Consider the following 19,273-nt stretch of genomic DNA (forward strand, 5'->3'; position numbering starts at 1 on the left):
TAAAAGCTTACCTATTTCACGATACTGGCCGGAATGCCCCTTCCAAGCTTGTTGCAGGCGATTTCATATTTATTCTGACAAGATAGCTCAAGATACTTTTGTGCCTTAGCATACTCCCCATCTTCCTGATAAATATCAGATAATAAGAAACAGGCCGGAGCATTATTTTCTTGTTCACAAACATATAAGTAGAAATCGCGTTTGAAAAGAATGTAAAAGATTGCCATGATAAAAAAAACAGAACCCATGAAGGCCCAGTTCTTCTTATAGCTTCTTTTTGGTGCTGTATATTCTTGATCGCTCATTCAAATAAACTCATTTGTGAACCCATGACAATATCGTCAAAGGAGATACCCATAAATTTTAGCACATCAGTTGCAACTGGTGATAACTGTTTATCAATATAATGCTGATAATCGATGTCCTTAGGCGCAAAAACAAGAGGAACAGGGCCATGAAGCGTCATTAAGTAATCGATTTTTCTGATGTTCTTATCAGGTTCTCTCTCCTGCAATAACCTTGCGGCCTTTACATGAGGAGGATTTGTTTTTGTGTATTCGCTGATATCTTTTGATAATCGTTTTGAATAAACCAATTGCCTATCAAAAAAACCATTCTTTAAATCATTAACGTAATTCTTAATATATTCATTTAAAGACTCTGAATTAAAAAACCTCTTATAGATTTCATACTGAAAGCTTTTAGCGGCTTTCGTCCAATCAGAACGAACAAACTCCATTCCAGAAAAATATAATTCACCATTTTCAAAAATTCCGGCATAGCGCTTCTTTGCACCCATTTCAGAACTTCGAGATTCAGGGATAAACAACTTCTTAAAGCATTTCTCATATTCCATTTCAAGATGAGATTCGAGGTCGTAATCTCTTTCGATTAACTCCGTTAAGTGAGTTGTTATTTTACGAGCTAGATCTGTACCGGCCTTATCCTTTTGAGATGATTCTAAGAACTTTAATTTTATGAAAACAGAATCAGTATCACCATAGACAACTTCGTAGCCAAGAGAGCGTGCATAATTCATGGATTCATTAAGAAGCCACTGACCTGTTGATGTTATCGATGTCGCTAGATCCGCGTGATAAAAGCGGCAACCACCAGAGCCCATTACACCATAGAAAGAATTCATGAGAATTTTAACGGCTTGAGATAAGTTCTTATCCTGCCTTGTTTTTGCTATTTCACGCTGTTTTAAAAGAAAGTCAATTTGTTCTGGAAGAATATGCTCTGTCTTAGAGAAAGCAACTCCATTTTTAAGTATTGTTGAATTCACATCCCCTTTTAAGCGCGAAAGTGGATCAATCTTAAAAGTTTTAATAATTGTTGGGTAGAGAGATTTAAAATCTAAGACCACAACATTTTCATGAAGGCCTTTCGTTCCCTCAATAACAAGTCCACCCAGAGATGCACTTTCCTTATCAATATCTAAGGTATTTCCCGCAATAAAACCTTTACGGTGTAGGCGTGGTAAATAAATATGATCAAAAGCACGTGTTGAACTTGATAAACGATCAATTAACATTCCACTTAATTGTACGCGACGATAGAGATGTTCAATAATTTCTAACTTTTTATAAATATCTAAAACAAGAGTACAGTCGAGAATATTATACTTTGCAAGAGCATGCTTTTCTTCTAAGAAACGTCTTGTAATTTCTTCAACTTTATCCATTCCTGTTTCGGTAATATCTTTATTTGCACCAAGAACTTCAGTTGCAACAGTATCAAGTTTAAAATTTTCAAATTGATAAAATGCTGCTCTTAAAGTTGGAGGGCCATCAATAACCTGACGACCAGCTATTGTTGAAAACCAACCGGCTCCCTTTCTTTCTCTAAGACGTACTTGCGAGCCATCACGGCCAAGATTAAATTTAATGCCAAATTGTTGGCACTTGCGCTCTAAAAATTTTAAGTCAAATCCGATAACATGCCATCCGACAATGAAGTCAGGGTCATAATCAGAAAAATCATTAATGAATGCAATCATTAACTCTTTTTCACTTCGATAAAAAGTTGTTAACTCATCATTAGTATATTGGCCGCTTTCATCAACCATATAAACTTTCTTAATATCGCGATCACCTATTTGATGTATCGCAATCGAATACAGATCATTGCCCATACTCGTTTCAATATCTAAGGACATGATATTAAAATTAGGCGTTGGTTTTTGGGCGGACTCATGAATTCCCAAAGCCTTCATTTGAGGATTGTGGAAGACACGCATATTGCCAATCATTTGAACTTGACCTTGAATAAGTACTTCTCCATTTATGAATCTCTCCATAAGGAAGCGCTCATTTGGCCTAACGTCACTTTCATAGGTACGAATCCCATTTTTATGAAAGTGCTCTCTCGTATCCATAAGATCTTTATGACGATTAAAATAGATACCATCTAAAGTTCTGCCATTAAAGGCCTTAAGGTTTAACTTCTTTCTTTCTCCTTGAAAGCTAAGATTTAAATTAGCATCACTTTCAATAAAAAAAAGTGGTCTTTCATTAGAGATAATTACTTTTACGACATCTTCAGATGTTTTAATCCAAAAGATTAAATCCATATGATTTGCCTGATCAACGACCTGATCGTGAATGATAAAACCTTGTGTACTCGTGATATTCGTCATAGACAGAGCGTAGCTTATTTAAAGCAATTTGTTAAAGAGGATTTAGCCTTTTTTAGCATTTTCTTAAGTTTAGACATTGGTAAAAGCCCCGATATGCAGGGCATGACAATAACAATCGTATTCACAGTATTCAATTTAGTTTTTTTAGTGGATTTCTTTTCGGAGAAAGATGACAAGGGCAAGAAGTATCGCTTACTAAGCTATATGTTCTTTGGTGTCTTGGCACTCTTATCCATTCAAGTTTTCCAAAACCCTGTAATGAGCGTGGTATTTACAGCACTATCACTTCTATCCCTAGGATTCGCTCTTTTAAATGAATTCTTAAATCCCCCTAAGAGTTCGAAAGAGAGGGTCTACAATGGCCTAGTGAATATGCTCTTACCAGTTGCGATTTACTTTATTGCCCTAAGATGGTTCCCTTCACAAGGAAATCTCGTGGCAGCAGAAGGAGGACAAGATATTAATCGCAATATCTTCATTATCCAAACTCTTCTTGTTCTGGGCGTAGCTTTCAAGTATTCCCCTACCCTCATCTTTACCAAAAAAGCTACCAAAGAACTTAATGAAGATATCAAAACTATCAAGTTATAGTCCCATCTGGGGCTAGATCATGTGGCCATGATTACCCTATCTATGCTAGTGTGTAGATACTTAAACGGAGATAATTATGGCCACTTTTAAATCAACAAAACACTTCTATGGCTTCCCATGTACACACCGTCAATGGAAAGCAGATTCACATTGTCGATTCGTTCACGGATACTCACGCTCATTCCACTTTGAATTTGAATGTTCACAGCTGACTAAGGAAATGTGGGTAATGGACTTTGGTGATCTTAAAGACGTTAAAGCTTGGCTTGATGATATGTTTGATCACACTTTCCTTGCATCACAAGACGATCCATTTATGGAAGAATTTAAAAAACTTGATGAAGCTGGTGTTGTTCAACTTCGAGTGCTTCCAAATGCAGGAATGGAAGGAACGGCCGAATTTGTTTATGAGAAAATGTCTGAACTAATTAAAAAGAAGACAGACGGTCGCGTTTGGATTTCACGTCTAGAAGTGAAAGAAAACGAGAAAAACTCAGCTATTTATATTCCATAATTCTTGTCGTGGGTTCATTATATTTCGAGTATATTGGGCCCATAACTATCCCTAAGCAAATAATTCCATTTAGAACAAATAAACACTGAATAAATTAAGAAAATTTAAGTCAATTTCGATGAGTTAAAGACTTGAATAGTATTGTATTGAGTAATATAAATTTATCTTAATACTTGACCAAAAAGAAAGCCTAAAGGATGTCACATGAAAATAGCGCCACTAAACTCTTGGATAAAAATTGATGAAAAACCACTTGTTATCGCAGGCCCGTGTTCTGCGGAAAGTGAAGAGCAAGTATATCAAATTGCAAAAGAGCTCGTGGAGAATGGCAAAGTGGACGCCTTTCGTGCAGGAATTTGGAAGCCAAGAACTCGCCCTAATACATTTGAAGGTGTAGGTCTTGTTGGTCTTCCTTGGATGGAACAAGTTAGAAAAGATTTTAATATTCCAATTACAACTGAAGTTGCCAATGCTTCTCACGTCGAATTAGCTCTTAAGCACAATGTTGATATTCTTTGGATTGGGGCACGTACTACTGTTTCACCTTTTGCTGTTCAAGAAATTGCAGAAGCTCTTAAAGGTGTCGATATTCCTGTTATGGTGAAGAACCCAATCAATTTAGACCTTGCTCTTTGGATGGGTGCTATCGAAAGGTTCTCAAATGTAGGTCTTGATAAACTTGCTGCAATTCACAGAGGTTTTTCAAGTGCAGAAAAAACGAAATATAGAAATAAGCCTTACTGGGCAATTCCAATTGAATTAAAAAGACTTATGCCTGAGCTTCCAATTATCTGTGACCCTTCACACATTGCAGGGAATCGCAACCTAATTGGAGAAGTATGTCAGAAGGCCATGGATATGAATATGGATGGTGTGATGGTTGAAACTCATATCACTCCAGAAAAAGCATTAAGTGATGCCGCTCAACAGGTAACTCCAAAAATGCTTCACGATATCATCACTCACCTACAAGTAAGAGATGCTATTGGACACAATGATGGCTTTGAAGACGAACTTAATAAACTTAGAAATAAAATCGATCAAATTGATAATGATATTCTAGAATTTATGCATATGCGTATGAATATCGTTAAGCAAATTGGTGCTCTTAAGAGTGCAAATAACGTAACTCCACTTCAAGTAGGAAGAATGGATACGCTAATGAATGATCGTATTGCTAAGGGTGAAAAGCTATCTCTTGATCGCAGATTTGTTGAAGAGCTATACCACGCAATTCACACTGAATCAGTTAGAGAGCAAACTCGAATGATGAATGATTTTAAGAAAGAATCTTAAAAAGTGATATAATTAAATTATGAAAGTATCTGAAAGAGTGGAAGGAATTGCTCCGTCTGGAAGTATCCAGATATCGGCACAAATTACAAACCTTAGAAATCAAGGAAAGGATATCATCGGTTTAAATATCGGTGAGCCTGATTTCTTACCAAAAGAAAGTATTCTTGAAGCAATCTATGAGGCCCTCAAGAAAGGGAAAACTAAGTATTCTTCAGTAAGTGGTGAGCCAGAGTTAAGGCAAGCTATTGCAAGTTACTTTAACAAACGTTGCAATACTCAGATTGGCCCTCAAAATATTCTCGTAGGTAATGGCTCAAAGCAAATTATTTTCAACTCTTTTCAATCAATTCTAGATGAAGGTGATGAAGTTATCGTCCCTATCCCATATTGGGTAACTATTCCTGAAAGTATCAAGCTAGCTGGAGGAAAGTCTGTTTTTGTTAATTCACAAGAAGATTTTCACCTTGATCTTGATGCAATTAAGAACGCTATTACACCTAAGACAAAAGCAATCTATATCAATACACCAAATAATCCATCAGGAGCTGTGTATACAAGAAAAGAATTAACGGAGCTTGGAGAGCTTGCTATTGCTCATGATTTAATTATCGTAAGTGATGAAGCCTACGAGTCTCTGACTTATGACTGTGAATTCGTCTCACCTCTTATGCTTGGTAAAGAAATCGCAGATCGTTCAATTTCAATTCAAAGCTTTTCAAAATCATTTTGTATGACAGGCTTTCGTGTCGGTTACATGATTGCCAAGGAAGAATTCATTAAGAAAGTTGATAGTTTTCAAGGTCATCTTTGTGGAAATATTCCACCTTTTACTCAATATGGTGCAATCAATGCCATTGAGCATAGTGATGAAATTATTGGCGATATGCTTAAGACCATGCATGAGCGCAAAACTCGTGCTTATGAATTATTTTCTCAACTCTTTAAAGTCTCTAAGCCTCAAGGAGCATTTTATCTATTCTTAGATATAAAACCATTTATTGAAAAAGGTATCGTAAAGGATTCTATTGAGATGGTTCAAAAGCTAATTGAAGAAGCTGGTGTTGCTCTTGTTCCAGGAAAGTTTTTTGGTCAAGATGATTATATTCGCCTAGCTTTTACAGATTCTGTTGAACGTATTGAACAAGCTTATGAAAATATAAAAAAGGTTCTTTGTTAATGAAAGTTGGAATAATTGGTTTCGGACGACTTGGTAAGTTAATTTCAAAATACCTAGAAGAAGATTTTACAGTTGAGGTTTATGACATCAACGAAAGTGTAAAAACGGAAGTTGAGGCCATGGGTTGTCACTTCAAGTCTCTTAAAGAAGTTGCAAGTAATCCAATCGTCATCCCTTTTGTTCCAATGAATAAATTTGAATCAGTCATTAAAGAAATAGCACCAATGTTATCAAAGGATGCACTCGTTGCTGATGTTTGTTCTGTCAAAGAAATGCCTGTTGAGGTGATGAAGAAATACTTACCTGAATCAGTAAGTATCCTTGCAACTCACCCAATGTTTGGACCGGACTCAGCAGGTGAAACATTATTTGGAACAAAGATAGCGGTTTGCCCTGTTCGCATTGAAGATAAGTATTATCAAAAGATCTGTGCCTTTATGCGTTTTCATGGGATTAAAGTTATTGAAACAACTGCCGCAGAACACGACAAACAAATCTCACACTCTCTTCTACTCACTCACATGATTGGTAGAACCCTTATGGATATGGATGCGAAAAAACTTCCTATCGATACTAAAGGTTACCGAAGACTTTTAAAAATTCTCAAGACTGTCGAAAATGATTCATGGGAATTATTCGCGGATATGAATGAGCATAATCAATATGCCAAACAAACCCGTGAGGACTTTATTGAATCATTTAATAAAGTAGTTAAAAGGCTTGAGAATTGAATAAAGGCATGAAGGTAGCATTTCAAGGCACCAAAGGTTCTTACTCAGAAGAAGCACTCTATAAATATTTTGGTAAAGACGTTAAGGCCGTGGGCATTGCCCTAAGTGAAGACGTATGTAGCGCCCTTGAAAATGAGGAAGTCGCTTGTGCCATCTTACCTATCGAAAATAGCATCGTCGGAAACGTCGATATCAATATGGATTTAATTTTTAAACATGACTTCTTTGCCATTGGCGAACTCTACCTAGAAATTAACCATTGCCTTATGGCCAATCAGGGTGTTGATGTAGCGGACATTAAGGCCGTCTACTCTCACCCGATTGCCTTGGCCCAATGCCATGGCTTTTTTAAAGATCAAGGCCTAAAACCTGTTGCTGAATTCGACACTGCAGGTTCTGCCAAAATTATCTCAGAGTCGAAGTCTTTGAATGAAGCCTGTGTTGGATCTCGTCTATGCGCTGACTACTACGGCCTTAATATCATTCAAGAAAAGATTCAAGATGAAGCGGCAAACTACACGCGCTTTCTAATTTTCGTCAAAGAAAAGAATATTCCAACAGGAATTGGGAAAGAAAAAACAAGTATCGCTTTCACAACAAAGCACCACCCAGGAGCTCTTCTTGGTTGCCTACAAGTTTTCGCTGACTACAGCATCAACTTAACAAAACTAGAATCCCGCCCTATTCCACACGAGCCGTTTAAATATATCTTCTACGTGGATTTCATGGGTGCCCTTCACAATGACAAGGTTCAAGAATGCCTTAAAGAGTTAAAGCGCGATGCTAATGATATTAAGATTCTTGGAAGTTATCCTGCGGGTCAGTTCTAAGCCTTAACCTTTCGAATCGCGATAAATGAAATGTCATCGTACTTAAGCCAAGCATCTTCGTTTTGAATTTTACAAAACTCAGCGAGGTTTTCAAATGACTTATCAAAAATCCCCTGTCCAATAAGTTCAGTAAGGGAGTCATGAGGGATATTGTCGAATAAACCATCACTTCCAATGAGAATGGTGTGACCTTTTTTAATATTGGCCCCAGAAGTTGATTCAATCTTAATGACGTCATCACCCATGAGGTTATTAACATAATTTCTTTCAGGGTGAGCAAGGGATTCTTCCTGACCTAGAACTCCGGCCTTAACCATATGGCCAACTCCAGAGTGTGGAGTGGAAGTATAGATTTCATTGCCGTGGGCATTCCAATAAAGAATTTCCGAATCCCCAACGTGGTAAAAGCGAACCATATCATCTTTGATCTGGGCAAAGGCAAGAGTTGATCTTGCTCCGGCCTTAAGGTCAGAGACGTGTTGATTGGCCGTTTCAATAAGTTCAATACAATTACTTCCATCTTTATACTGGGCCACAGCTTCAACGATAGCAACGGCCGCATCTCGGCCACGTGGATGTCCTCCAGCACCGTCAGAAACTCCAACAACAAAAGATTTCTCTTCACCACTAATAAAGAGTGCATCTTCGTTATTGTCATTAGTTTCTTTTAGTTTGTGTTTAGCTATGAAGTAACCAATTCGATAATCACCAAAATCGAAAATTTCATGTTCAAATTCTTGTATATCGGAAACAATTTTCTTAAACGGCATCTGACCAATCCATGGTTTCTAGGTGATAGCGAAGCATACTAATATTCTTAAAACGATTTAAGATCATCCCACGTTTAAGTCCACAAATAATGTACTTAATCGATGGTGATAGCTTTTTATAATGCTTCTGTCCTCCTAGGATATCATAGAAAATTCTGATGATTTTGATAATATCTTCATCGCGATTATCTTTTTTCGAATCGCCCCAGTGGTGAAGATCGATAATCTTTAAATCAAACTCTAATCCAAAGCGACGAATAATAATATTTTCAGTATGAAGGTCACCATGATACTCACCTTCTAAGTGGATTGATTCAACACCGACAACAATCGAATAAAGTAAGTGGATGGCAGAAAAGATTTCCAGACGCTTATTCTTTTGTTTTTGAATAAACTCTCCAAGCATCTCCCCTTCAATAAACTCAGATGTTAGGCAGGCAACTTTTTGACCTTTAAGAGTAATTAATTCATGCGATAGGCAGTCCATAACAATTGGACTATGTTTAAGCTTTTCAAGCTTCAATGAATATCTAGTGCTTACCTTGAATTTCTTATTTCTTTGCGGGAAGTAAATTTTTACGGCCCTTTCAATATTGGTGTGTTTTTCTCTTACGCGGTAAACTTCACCTTCGTAACCAGAACCAAGTTTCTCAATGACAACATAACGCCCGGCAAGGGTGCGCCCAGGAACAATATCAAACTCTTCAATCTCAACTATATCGCCTGTTTTAGTCAAATGGTCCTCCACGGTGTGTATGTAGCATATCGGCTTGAGAGTGCATTTGCTCAAGCATAATCTTCTTAACCTCACGTCTTATTATAATAATTTCTAAAACAAGAAAGACGGCAAAAACGATATAGAAACCGATGGATTTAAAGAAGGCCCAACGTGAAGTTGATTCATAAATAGCAAGGTAGCCCATAAAGATTCCATTAAAGAGTAAGAAGTAAGCCAAGTGGTACTCGATCTTTGTCATGATCTCTTCGGGAATATTTGCTTTCTTTTCCATATCTTCCATCATGGTAAGCATTAAGCTTTTTCCTTGCCTAAGATTAAAGATCAGAAAGCCACTTAGAAAGAGGCCAGTAAAAAATGGCTGAAGCTTAAACCACACACCATCGTGTCCAATTAAAGAGATTGGTCCAAGAACTAGAATGATAATGAAATTTAATTTAGAAATTGAATGAATATGCTTAAAGAAGATCTTTTCAAATATGATTTCTATAATCGCCAGTGAAAGACCACCAATAATGGCAATCTCCACTGTCTGTGTTTCTTCCAGATACCAATAAAGAAGCGCTGGGAGAAACGATATTAGAAATAAGTTATTCTTTTTCATCTCATATCGGATTATGCAGCATTTCTTCTTTTCTGGCAAAACTCCTCAAATTCTTCTTTAATACAACTTGGTTCAAGAATTTCAATTTGATCACGCATTGAATATAGCCAGTCAAATAAGTATAGCGACTTTTCAACTGAGGCCGCCCAAATGATTTCTCCATACTGATTTGTTGTTGAGTATGGATGACCAAGAAAGATTAAATTACTAATTGGAGGTAACTCAAAGCCATAATTTAACTTTAGGACTAAGCGCTGGTCACTTCCATCAATATGTCTTAAGGCATTGATATATTCTTCAATTTCAAATCGTGAATACATGGAAGAGTAGTCGAATTCTTGAAATTCAATATCATCGACTTCGTTCATATCAATAGTGATTAATTTCTTAGTCACAACATCTTCACTAATGACTTTATATAGATTTTGAGAAAGAACGACTCGCCAAGGTCTAACTTTCTTTTTTGATTGATCTAAGAAAGTAAACTCACACACTCTTCCTTCTTTACAAGCGGCCTGGATATCTTTGATCAATTCACGATGTGAAGTATTCTCCAGTAATACATCTCCATAATCTCTACGCCAAGAAAGTGGCATTAATAAGAATTCATCATCCTTAGGGCGCAGATCAATCGACAACCCATAAAAGTGAGACTTCTCATAGAACATATAGAATTCATCTCGATTAATGTGATTTTTTCTTAGGAAAGTAACCAAACTGATTGGCTTTCTAATTTCTTCTAAATTAAACAAAATATTCCAAAAATTTTGATCTTCCATAGACGAAAATGACGTCATTACAGCTCCTTAAATAACCTACTATATTTATCGGATATGGCCATCATTTCCTTTAGTGATTTTTATAAAATTTAGTGCGATAATATTGCTATGGTATTGAAATCACTACTTAGAAATCCAGTACTAGGATTCGGAATATTAATATTTATTATCTTTATCTTTCAGTTAAGAGAAAACGGTGCCTTTCAAAAAAGAGCGGATAGTATGCTTGCAACTTCATGTCGTTCAGTAAAAGTGCGTCTTGATAAGTATATGCACCCTTCTTGGAAAATTGAATGTAATAAAAATAATCTCGAAGTGACAATTCCTGTTGATGAAAAGATCGTACCAGAAGGCACTGACAAAGAAATCCTTCGCCAAGAAATGTATAAGGCGTTGGCCAATTCTTATATTTCAATTTCACGCTATGCTATGGATGAAAGTCTTGAGCGTACGATGATGGTCGTTGTGAAACTTGTTCACCCAAAAATGATTCTCTCTTCTCTTTCAGAAGGGAAATATGTCGTGAAGTTAAAGACTCTTAAGAATAAGAATAACCTAGCTCGCCACATCCATCAGACTATCCAAGTCCAAGAGGTCGCAGAATAAGTCTGCCTTCTCTGCTTTAAAACAAGTCGTGTGTCCATTAACGTCTAAGCAATACTGAAATGCGTGTAAATAAAGACGCTTATCTTGTTCTTTATTATATTCTTCGTTATAAAGCGGATCCCCGATAATTGGAAGGCCAGCATTAGAAAGTTGAACACGTATCTGATGGCGATGTCCTTCGTTGAGTGTAACCCTAACTAACGTAAGATTCTTTCTTTCGTGATAGTAGAGAGAATCTACCTTTAAAGTCGCTTCCACTCCAACATCATTCACAATCATCTTCTCACCTTTAATTCCACTTGAAACGAGACGATCTATTAGATGTAAACTCTCTTCAAGCTTGCCACTTACGACGGCCAAGTAAGTCTTCTCTTTTGCAATTTGAGAAAAAGAATTACGAAGATTCTCATGGATGAGCTCATCTTTAATATAGATAAGCACACCACTCGTTAACTTATCAAGGCGATATAAAAGTCCTTTCTCATAATCAGATCGAGGGTTTCCAAGACTTGGAAGATTAAAGTGATCACGCATGAAATTAAGAACAGTATTTGTTTCACTATACTCCATAGGGTGTCCGTGGATCCCCTGTGGCTTATTTAAAACGATAAAAATATCATCCTCATAAATCACTTCAATAGCAACTCCTGTGTAGATAGGATTGACGTGATAGCGATTTAAAAGGTCTCTTGGCAGATATAGCTCACTCTTAGGAGCAAGATGCGACTGAAGCGCAACCTTTGATATATAAGAGGTCTTGATTGCTTTATTGGAAAAATGGAGCTCCCCTTTAAGGAACTCCTTTAATGTATCTTTTTCAGTGAGATTACAGAAATTATTATTGTGCTTCAACTTTGTGGCCATTATCTTCTAGATCACGTTTTCTAATCATAAATTCAACTTTACGATTTTCATTATCAATCTCCATTTGAGATCGACCAGGAAGATCAGTTAAACGAGTATCACCATAAAATACCGTTGAAATTCTTTCTGGATTGATCCCTCTTCTAATGAGAGATTTTGTGGCCGCAGTGGCACGGGCCGATGATAACTCAAGAGCATCACTCTTACCATCATTAGAAACTTCACCGCGAGCAGCATAACCCATAACAAAGACTTTCCAATTTCGCTTTTTAAGAAGATCAATCATTCGCTGATAAGAAGATACCGCAATCTTTGTTGATTCAATTTCAACAGAGCCGCGTTTAAAATAGATTTTATCTTTTATACGAACAACGATCCCTTCAGATTGTTCATATACTGTCACATTTTCGCTTAAGTTAAATTCCTTAAGGTCGTGGCGCATATTTTTTAAAACTTCTTCAGAGCCACGATTAATTTCGTGTTTATCAAGTAACCCTTCCATTGTAAGAAATTCAATTGGAAATGGTTTGATTGGAGTTTGTGATTCCATCATTGTTGGAAAGTTATCAGGAGACTTCCCCTTTTGAATAACTTCACCCTGCTGAAGAACGTTACCACCAAAGGCATTGCGAATTGAACCAAGGGCCGCTTCATACTTAGCAGTCTCAGTCTTTGCAAAAGAAAGAAGTAGTACGAAGAATGTTAGTAGAAGTGTTACAAGGTCAGAGAATGTAGCCATCCACCCCGGAAGGCCAGGAACACACTCAGGACACTTTGCTTTACCACCATCATCTACTACTGCAGCACTATCATCTGCCATTTCTTACTCCTTGATTACCTTTAGTATTTATTCCTCAAATACTGGTTTTTTTATTGGTTTTAAGCCTATTCTTCACCTTCATCCGAAGCAGATCTTTCACTTGGCGGAAGGAATGAATTAAGTTTTTCAATAATCATACGAGGGTTTTCACCTGCAACAATTCCAAGTGTTCCCGCTACTACGATACTCATGGACATAAGTTCCATTTGTGATCGGTATGAAATTTTATTTTTAACAGGTCCTGCAAAAACGTTGGCAATAATCGCACCATAGAACGTTGTCAGAAGGGCAACGGCCATGGCCGGACCAATCGCCGACGGATCTGAAAGGTTCTGAAGCATCTGTACCAGACCGATTAGGGTCCCGATCATTCCCATAGCAGGGCCATCTGCCGCAACACCATCAAAAACATCTGCCCCAGTCTTGTGACGAGACTCCATTGAATCAATATCCATTTGGAGAATCGAAGCAATAACTTCAGGAGGTCTGTTATCCGCTGCAAGAGTCATCGCCTTCTTCATAAACGGATCATCAATTTCAGCTTTCTCTAAAGCAAAAACTGACTCACGTCTGGCAAGCTCTGCTAGTTCTTTAATTTTGTTAATTTTGTCTTTAGGATCAACTGGCGTGAAGAAGATCGATTTCATTGCAATTGCAACAAGACCTTTTACAACCTCCATTGGCCAACGATAAAGAGTTACTCCGATTAGACCTAGACCAACAACAAGTACTGAAGGGACATCAATGAAAATTGAGATCGCCCCACCTGACATAATGGAACCCATGATTCCACCTACTGCTAATACTAATCCAATGACTGATGCTATATCCATACAACATTCCTATGAAAATTTTCCTATTTCATTCTAAGTATCGGAAATGAGAAGTCTTACCTTAATAAAATTTTAGTAAGCACTTTAAATTGCATAGTTGTGGAAATTTCTACCGATTGAAGATGTTCAGTAAGGAGAATAAAAAAATGCCCCTCTCACTAAACCTAAGCTTAATAAGAAGGGCATTAAGGAGATTATTGAGAAACAAGTCCTATGTTTCCAAAAGATTAACTGACTATTTTACTTTAGAAGTATCGACACCATTCTCTTGAAATGTTGTGTCGAGAAACTTAAGCATTTTTGATCTCAATTCATCCATTGAAACAGTATCATCAAGCATTAACTCTTTCTTAATGAAATCAGTTGGTACACCTGAGATTTCAACTAAATCATTTAATTGCACCATAACGTCCTTGTTGTGAGTATCTTTGTTCTGTGTTGTCTGTGTTGTGTTGTTTGTCATATCCATTGACTTCCCTCTCCTGCGACAAATTTTCAACGATCCATGTTGGAGCAATCCTTTGCTTCACTTTGTCACAAAAAAATCATATCTAGCGTGATATTTGAATGTCAAAACTAACAAAACAGATGTAAGAATTTATTAGATTTTTACATCCTTAAAGAAAACCTTAAGAAAGCTATTAGCTTTGGCTTTTAGTTCGAAGAATTCGCTCTCAGCGTCACTTAGTAGAGTGATTCCTCCTCCTGCCCCGTATAGAGCGAGGTTAGAAGATGATGCAATATCTAAAGAACGGATATTTATAGATGATTTATAAATATTGTCAAAATTTAAAATGGTAGAACCTGTGTAAATTCCTCGGTCTTTATTTTCGATATTTTTTATCAATTCCACGACTCTTTTCTTCGGTGCACCAGTGATACTTCCTCCTGGAAACAGGGAGGTAACTAAAGAGAGGTTGTTGCACTCTTCTAGCTCTACACTTATTTTAGAGTACTGATGAATAAGTCCTGGCACATAAAAAAATTCGCGCATTGATTCAACTTTTGAAAAGTTTTTTCCAATGGCAGACAGATCATGTCTTAAGAGGTCTGTAATTATATTGAGTTCACTTGTATTTTTGACATCGTTAATTAAGAAGTCTTTGCCAAGATGATCGGCCACAGTTCCCTTGATTGGTCTTGTTGTGAGCTTTTTTCTTTCGTGGTCATACTCGTATAAGCATTCTGGAGAATTACTAATAACGAGACGCTCTTCAAATGGAAGACTTAGGATATGTGCAAATTCACCGAGCTTGGGATAAAGCTCTATACTTAAAAATGTATTAATCAGATCATCTGTATTTGAAATTTTTAACTCGATAAGAGAAGTTAGATTTAGCTGGTAACAATTTCCGGCCAATAAATTTTCATATGTCTTATGAAATAGATTTTCATACTCATCTTTAGTAATAATTTTTTCTACTGTAGCTGTCGTTTTCTTATGGGCTTCTGTAGGCCTTATAATGCTTTTCTCTTCAAAGTTTATAAGTGTTGCAAGGCTTAGCTCTTCTTCAAAGTAAGGGGCATCAGACAAAAAGTAATGGCCTAATTCATAATGCAGAGATTGCACATGCCAGCAGTGTCCTAATAAGTCTTTTAAAGCAGCAACAGAGAAGTCCTGTTCAGTTTGACGGAGTCGATCGTAAATTTTCTTATTTGTTATATGAAGGTATTTTGAAGGCCTCTCAAGTTTTAAGAAGCCTTCTTCATGTTTAAAGAGAGCGTAAGTCGATTGACTAGTTTCTGCCATCGTCTTGTGCATAGGCGATATTTTCGAAACTTGTATGCGCACCAACGAATGTTAGCTTTGCAGTTCCAACTTCACCACCACGGTTTTTACCAACGATAACTTCTGCAATCCCCTGATCTTTTGTATCAGGGTTATAATATTCATCACGATATACGAACATAATAATATCCGCATCCTGCTCAATTGATCCAGATTCACGAAGATCCGAAGTCATTGGACGTTTGTTAGGACGTGATTCAACCCCACGGTTAAGCTGTGAAAGTGCGATTACCGGACACTCAAGTTCCTTGGCCATATTCTTTAGGCCCCTTGAAATTTCCGCAATCTGCTGTTCACGAGGAAGCATCTTATTGTGTGAACTCATTAGCTGAAGGTAGTCGATAACCACAAGTCCCAGACCTTCAGATGCTTTGATCTTACGACAAGCAGACTGAATATCGAGAAGGTTTGTCCCAGCATTATCATTAATATAAATTGGCATATCAGCAAGTTGCTGAATCCCCTGCCCAATTTTTCTTAAATCTGTTTCAAGGAACTCTTTTGTACGAATTCTTTTTGAATCGATCTTCGCACGTTGAGTTAGAAGTCTCATTGAAAGTTCCTTGGCCATCATCTCCAGAGAGAAAAGAGCAACTGGAAGTTTTGAGAACTCACAAGCATTCTGTGCAACGTTTAGAGCAAGAGCAGTCTTCCCCATGGCAGGACGGGCAGCTAGAATAATTAACTGACCAGGTTGCATACCAAGTAATAACTTATCAAGGGCACCATAACCAGTCGGTACACCATGAATCTCACCGGCAACGCGCGATGTATCTTCAATTTCTTTAATGTTTTCTTTTAGACACTCATTAAGCTTAATCATACTTCCTTGCTTGGCCTCGTTTGTAAGACCAAAGAAGATTGATTCTACTTCCTGAATGAAGTCTTGTGCATTTCCAGAGAAAGTTGCACCTTTGTCCGCTACCTTTCTAGCTTGGCGAACGAGGTCTCTAAGAGACGCCTTGTCTTTTACAGTCTTTGCATAGTGACGAAGGTTTGCACTTGATACCTGATCTTCTGTAATATCAAGAATGAAGTTCTGACCACCAATTTCATCAAGGCGATTGTGGTCTGAAAGATATGAACAAATTGTTACGTAATCAACAGGGTTATTCGAGTGAACCATATCTTTAATGGCATCGAATACAATTCCATATTTCGGATTATAAAAATCCTTTCCCTCTAATTTTAAATCAGAGATTTCATCAAATGACATACTATCTAAAATTAAGCATGAAAGTAGAGATTTCTCAGAAAGAGTATCGTTTGGAAGTGTTCTTGCGTTGTTCGAGTTGTTTTGCTCAACCATATTCTGCCCCATAATATGATTAGAAAAAAGAAGGGAGGCTTAAAGCCCCCCTCTTTAATATAAGAAAAAAATTAGCTTCTTAGGATTCTATTAGCTTCCATCTTAAGCTTTTCTTCTTCAGACATCTCACCTGAGTTGTCACCAGAAGCAGCAGCTTCAGCAGCTTCTTTAGCAAGAAGTTCTTGAGCAGCTTTCATTGCAGCAAGTTCTTCAGCTTTTTTCTTGTTTTCTTCTTCTTGAGCTGGATCCATTTTTACAGTTACTGTAAAAGTAGCATCTACACCTGCGAAAACTTTAGCTTTAACTTCGTAGCTACCAATCGCACGGATTGGGTTTTCTAGAAGAAGGTGTCTTCTTTCTACATCGTGACCTAGTTTACCTAGCTCAAGAGAAAGTTCGTGAGTAGTAACAGAACCAAATAGTTTACCGTTAGTACCAACTCTTTTGATAAGTTCAATGTTTAGTCCATTGATTGCACCAGCAACTTTTGTTGCAGATGCTTTATCAGCTTCAACTTGCTTAGCAAGTAGTTTCTCAAAGTGCTTAACCTGAGCTGTGTTTGATTCATCAGCTAGAACTGCAGCACCATTTGGAATTAGGAAGTTTCTTGCATAACCAGCTGAAACGTTAACGATCTCACCAACGTTACCAAGAGACTTTACAGTTTCTTTAAGAATAACTTTCATTTTATATCTCCTTATTATTTTTAAAAAATCTTCTAAAGTTGACCCAATAGTCTAATAGGCCAACAATCGCAATAAAACGATGAGCAAAGAAAATAGTCATAATCGCAAGAATTGAGCGAACAAACCCAGTCACCTTAATATATTTTAAGAAGTCTAAGTAAACACCCATTCCTTGAAAGAAATAGAATATTCCTAAGCAAAGTAAGATATTAAGGCCAATAACCTCAACAATCTCACCACCAATATACTCTCCACCTAAGAAGAGAGCTAGCCCAATAACTACGATAAGGGCAAAGTACTCTGGCACTTGAAAGCGCACAAAGTGCTTTAGACCAAATTTGTAGCCATGAAGCATTTTCCATAACTTTGCATTTCTTAAAAGCATGAAAACTGTTAACCATAAAATAAAGAACGTACTTACAAAAATAACAGAGAAGCCCCATTGATAGATTCTCTTAATGATATCTTCTGGGTTTTCAAAAACACTTTGGTAAGTTGCTGCGACTTCACCACCGCGAGCAATTAATTCTTTATAATCTGGTGAATTCTTTAATTGTGACAAACCTTCATTTACTGAAGTTGTAATCGTCGTCGAGATTGTTGAAGGAAAAATCACTTCAATTGTTCCCAAAAGTCCGAAGATCACAAGTAGGAGTATAAATCCTCTCTTTAATAATCCTTTTACAGGATCTTCATTGCGTAAAATCGTAGCGGCACTCAAGTAACCAATGATAACAGCGTAGAATAAAACGTACGCCGAGTTAGCAAGGATTAAAAAAGAGTCGTTCGATTGTGCAGCAATAAAGCAAAGAACGATCATTACACCGAAAGTCACAAGCGTCTTTAAGTTTCCATAGATTAAGAAAGCGAATGCCACTGGAAGTGGTGAAAATACACCTAGTGGATAAGCAACACTTAAGATCAAACTCACTACACATAAGAAAAGTAACTTCCCAATTGTGAAGTTATCTTTTGAGATAAGTGTAAATGTGTTTGGTTTCTTATCGTTCATTATCTTTTTCTAATTCCCTTAAGACTAAGTTCTCAACGCTCTTAGTGAGCGAAGTCACCTCTAACGTGAGATACTAGACCAATATTTCTTGCTCTCTTAATTGCAGATTGTGCCCATCTGTGGTGCTTAGTAGAAACACCTGTAACTCTTGCTGGTTGAATTTTACCAAACTCGTTGATAAGCCAGTTGTAAGTTTTTGGATCTTTCCAGTCTGCAGTGATGCTGTTTGCTTTGAACCAACAGTTCTTTCTCTTAGCAAATCTTCTCTTATCTTTTTCTGCACCTTTTTCTAGTTCATCAGTTTGTGAACCTGGGTGAGCTTTTGAGAATGGAGTTTTGTAAGCTTTAACAACAGCTTCTGCGTCTGCGTTGTTGTCTGCTAGTTTAATGATTAGATACTTGTGAACGTCTTCGTTGATTTTGAAACGTCTTTGAAGTTCTGTGTTTAGGTCTTTGTTACCTGAAACGATGAAATAGATGTAGTTACCTGTTTTAGCACCGTTCTTGGCAGTTTGAGCAAATGTTCTCATTCCCCAATCATCAGTTAAAAGGACTTCACCTTCGTAATTTTTTACAACTTCTGCTACTAGGTTTTTAAGGCTAGTTTGTTGCTCTTCAGTTGCGCCCGCGTGAGCTACTAATGCTAACTCATAAATCATACTTTATCTCCTGGACAATAGTTATT

22 protein-coding genes are annotated in these 19,273 nt (G+C 37.1%); 7 read left to right on the forward strand and 15 right to left on the reverse strand.

Annotated elements, in window-relative coordinates:
• Positions 1-11: 11 nt before the first annotated feature.
• Together ACMAYS_RS06110 and ACMAYS_RS06115 are read right to left on the reverse strand one after the other, a co-directional pair.
• Positions 12-305, reverse strand: coding sequence for a hypothetical protein (locus tag ACMAYS_RS06110; RefSeq protein ID WP_103216406.1), 294 nt, complete (start codon positions 303-305; stop codon positions 12-14).
• Positions 302-2,641 (reverse strand): DNA polymerase II, encoded by a 2,340-nt coding sequence (locus ACMAYS_RS06115; RefSeq protein ID WP_412462943.1) that lies wholly within the window; start codon positions 2,639-2,641, stop codon positions 302-304. The genes ACMAYS_RS06110 and ACMAYS_RS06115 overlap by 4 nt, the downstream gene beginning before the upstream one ends.
• 102 nt (positions 2,642-2,743) lie before the next feature.
• Here ACMAYS_RS06115 and ACMAYS_RS06120 point away from each other — a divergent pair, with 102 nt between their 5' ends.
• The 6 genes from ACMAYS_RS06120 to pheA all read left to right on the forward strand — a co-directional run bounded on the left by ACMAYS_RS06120 (position 2,744) and on the right by pheA (position 7,780).
• Positions 2,744-3,232: a hypothetical protein gene (locus tag ACMAYS_RS06120; protein ID WP_146037740.1), complete on the forward strand. Its 489-nt coding sequence runs from the start codon at positions 2,744-2,746 to the stop codon at positions 3,230-3,232.
• Positions 3,233-3,308: 76 nt separating this feature from the next.
• Positions 3,309-3,746 carry a 6-carboxytetrahydropterin synthase gene (locus ACMAYS_RS06125; RefSeq protein WP_103216403.1) on the forward strand — a complete coding sequence of 146 codons (438 nt, stop codon included), beginning with the start codon at positions 3,309-3,311 and terminating at the stop codon, positions 3,744-3,746.
• A 204-nt stretch (positions 3,747-3,950) separates the two neighbouring features.
• Positions 3,951-5,042 carry a chorismate mutase gene (locus ACMAYS_RS06130; RefSeq protein ID WP_103216402.1) on the forward strand — a complete coding sequence of 364 codons (1,092 nt, stop codon included), beginning with the start codon at positions 3,951-3,953 and terminating at the stop codon, positions 5,040-5,042.
• 19 nt (positions 5,043-5,061) lie between these two features.
• Entirely contained in the window at positions 5,062-6,219 is a 1,158-nt protein-coding gene (locus ACMAYS_RS06135) for a pyridoxal phosphate-dependent aminotransferase (protein WP_412462944.1), read from the forward strand.
• A complete protein-coding gene (locus tag ACMAYS_RS06140) occupies positions 6,219-6,950 on the forward strand; it encodes a prephenate dehydrogenase/arogenate dehydrogenase family protein (protein WP_412462945.1) in 732 nt (243 codons plus the stop codon). Before ACMAYS_RS06135 ends, ACMAYS_RS06140 begins: the two co-directional genes overlap by 1 nt.
• Positions 6,951-6,958: 8 nt before the next feature.
• Positions 6,959-7,780, forward strand: a complete 822-nt coding sequence (gene pheA / locus ACMAYS_RS06145; RefSeq protein WP_146037739.1) for a prephenate dehydratase — start codon at positions 6,959-6,961, stop codon at positions 7,778-7,780.
• Here the strand turns inward: pheA and ACMAYS_RS06150 are convergent.
• Genes ACMAYS_RS06150 through ACMAYS_RS06165 form a run of 4 tightly spaced genes read right to left on the reverse strand, consistent with a single transcriptional unit; the run spans position 7,777 to position 10,687 of the window.
• Positions 7,777-8,550, reverse strand: coding sequence for a PP2C family protein-serine/threonine phosphatase (locus ACMAYS_RS06150; protein ID WP_103216398.1), 774 nt, complete (start codon positions 8,548-8,550; stop codon positions 7,777-7,779). The genes pheA and ACMAYS_RS06150 overlap by 4 nt on opposite strands.
• On the reverse strand, positions 8,540-9,286 hold the full coding sequence (locus ACMAYS_RS06155) for a protein kinase domain-containing protein (RefSeq protein ID WP_158246754.1): 747 nt from the start codon (positions 9,284-9,286) through the stop codon (positions 8,540-8,542). Before ACMAYS_RS06155 ends, ACMAYS_RS06150 begins: the two co-directional genes overlap by 11 nt.
• Positions 9,279-9,890: a septation protein IspZ gene (locus tag ACMAYS_RS06160; RefSeq protein ID WP_103216396.1), complete on the reverse strand. Its 612-nt coding sequence runs from the start codon at positions 9,888-9,890 to the stop codon at positions 9,279-9,281. The genes ACMAYS_RS06155 and ACMAYS_RS06160 overlap by 8 nt, the downstream gene beginning before the upstream one ends.
• Positions 9,891-9,901: 11 nt before the next feature.
• Positions 9,902-10,687: a WYL domain-containing protein gene (locus tag ACMAYS_RS06165; protein ID WP_103216395.1), complete on the reverse strand. Its 786-nt coding sequence runs from the start codon at positions 10,685-10,687 to the stop codon at positions 9,902-9,904.
• Positions 10,688-10,777: 90 nt separating this feature from the next.
• On the opposite strand from ACMAYS_RS06165, the gene ACMAYS_RS06170 reads away from it, so the two are divergent.
• Positions 10,778-11,275 carry a hypothetical protein gene (locus ACMAYS_RS06170; RefSeq protein ID WP_146037738.1) on the forward strand — a complete coding sequence of 166 codons (498 nt, stop codon included), beginning with the start codon at positions 10,778-10,780 and terminating at the stop codon, positions 11,273-11,275.
• Here ACMAYS_RS06170 and ACMAYS_RS06175 read toward each other — a convergent pair.
• The 9 genes from ACMAYS_RS06175 to rpsR all read right to left on the reverse strand — a co-directional run bounded on the left by ACMAYS_RS06175 (position 11,225) and on the right by rpsR (position 19,247).
• Positions 11,225-12,139 carry a pseudouridine synthase gene (locus tag ACMAYS_RS06175; RefSeq protein ID WP_412462946.1) on the reverse strand — a complete coding sequence of 305 codons (915 nt, stop codon included), beginning with the start codon at positions 12,137-12,139 and terminating at the stop codon, positions 11,225-11,227. The two genes, ACMAYS_RS06170 and ACMAYS_RS06175, sit on opposite strands and share 51 nt — an antisense overlap.
• Positions 12,114-12,959, reverse strand: coding sequence for a flagellar motor protein MotB (locus ACMAYS_RS06180; RefSeq protein WP_103216392.1), 846 nt, complete (start codon positions 12,957-12,959; stop codon positions 12,114-12,116). The genes ACMAYS_RS06175 and ACMAYS_RS06180 overlap by 26 nt, the downstream gene beginning before the upstream one ends.
• 65 nt (positions 12,960-13,024) lie before the next feature.
• Positions 13,025-13,792: a motility protein A gene (locus ACMAYS_RS06185; RefSeq protein WP_103216391.1), complete on the reverse strand. Its 768-nt coding sequence runs from the start codon at positions 13,790-13,792 to the stop codon at positions 13,025-13,027.
• Positions 13,793-14,027: 235 nt separating this feature from the next.
• A complete protein-coding gene (locus ACMAYS_RS06190; protein ID WP_021266251.1) occupies positions 14,028-14,261 on the reverse strand; it encodes a hypothetical protein in 234 nt (77 codons plus the stop codon).
• Between the two features lie 132 nt (positions 14,262-14,393).
• The gene (locus ACMAYS_RS06195) at positions 14,394-15,542 is read right to left on the reverse strand and encodes a chorismate-binding protein (RefSeq protein ID WP_412462947.1); all 1,149 of its coding nucleotides are present in this window, start codon (positions 15,540-15,542) and stop codon (positions 14,394-14,396) included.
• Entirely contained in the window at positions 15,529-16,890 is a 1,362-nt protein-coding gene (gene dnaB / locus ACMAYS_RS06200; protein ID WP_233189671.1) for a replicative DNA helicase, read from the reverse strand. The genes ACMAYS_RS06195 and dnaB overlap by 14 nt, the downstream gene beginning before the upstream one ends.
• A gap of 71 nt (positions 16,891-16,961) precedes the next feature.
• Positions 16,962-17,576: a 50S ribosomal protein L9 gene (gene rplI, locus ACMAYS_RS06205; protein WP_103216388.1), complete on the reverse strand. Its 615-nt coding sequence runs from the start codon at positions 17,574-17,576 to the stop codon at positions 16,962-16,964.
• A gap of 1 nt (position 17,577) precedes the next feature.
• A complete protein-coding gene (locus ACMAYS_RS06210) occupies positions 17,578-18,588 on the reverse strand; it encodes a DUF2232 domain-containing protein (protein WP_103216387.1) in 1,011 nt (336 codons plus the stop codon).
• A 41-nt stretch (positions 18,589-18,629) separates the two neighbouring features.
• On the reverse strand, positions 18,630-19,247 hold the full coding sequence (gene rpsR, locus ACMAYS_RS06215) for a 30S ribosomal protein S18 (RefSeq protein WP_103216386.1): 618 nt from the start codon (positions 19,245-19,247) through the stop codon (positions 18,630-18,632).
• Between the last annotated feature and the right edge of the window lie 26 nt (positions 19,248-19,273).

This window comes from Halobacteriovorax sp. RT-2-6, from assembly GCF_047085025.1.
Classification (GTDB): domain Bacteria; phylum Bdellovibrionota; class Bacteriovoracia; order Bacteriovoracales; family Bacteriovoracaceae; genus Halobacteriovorax_A.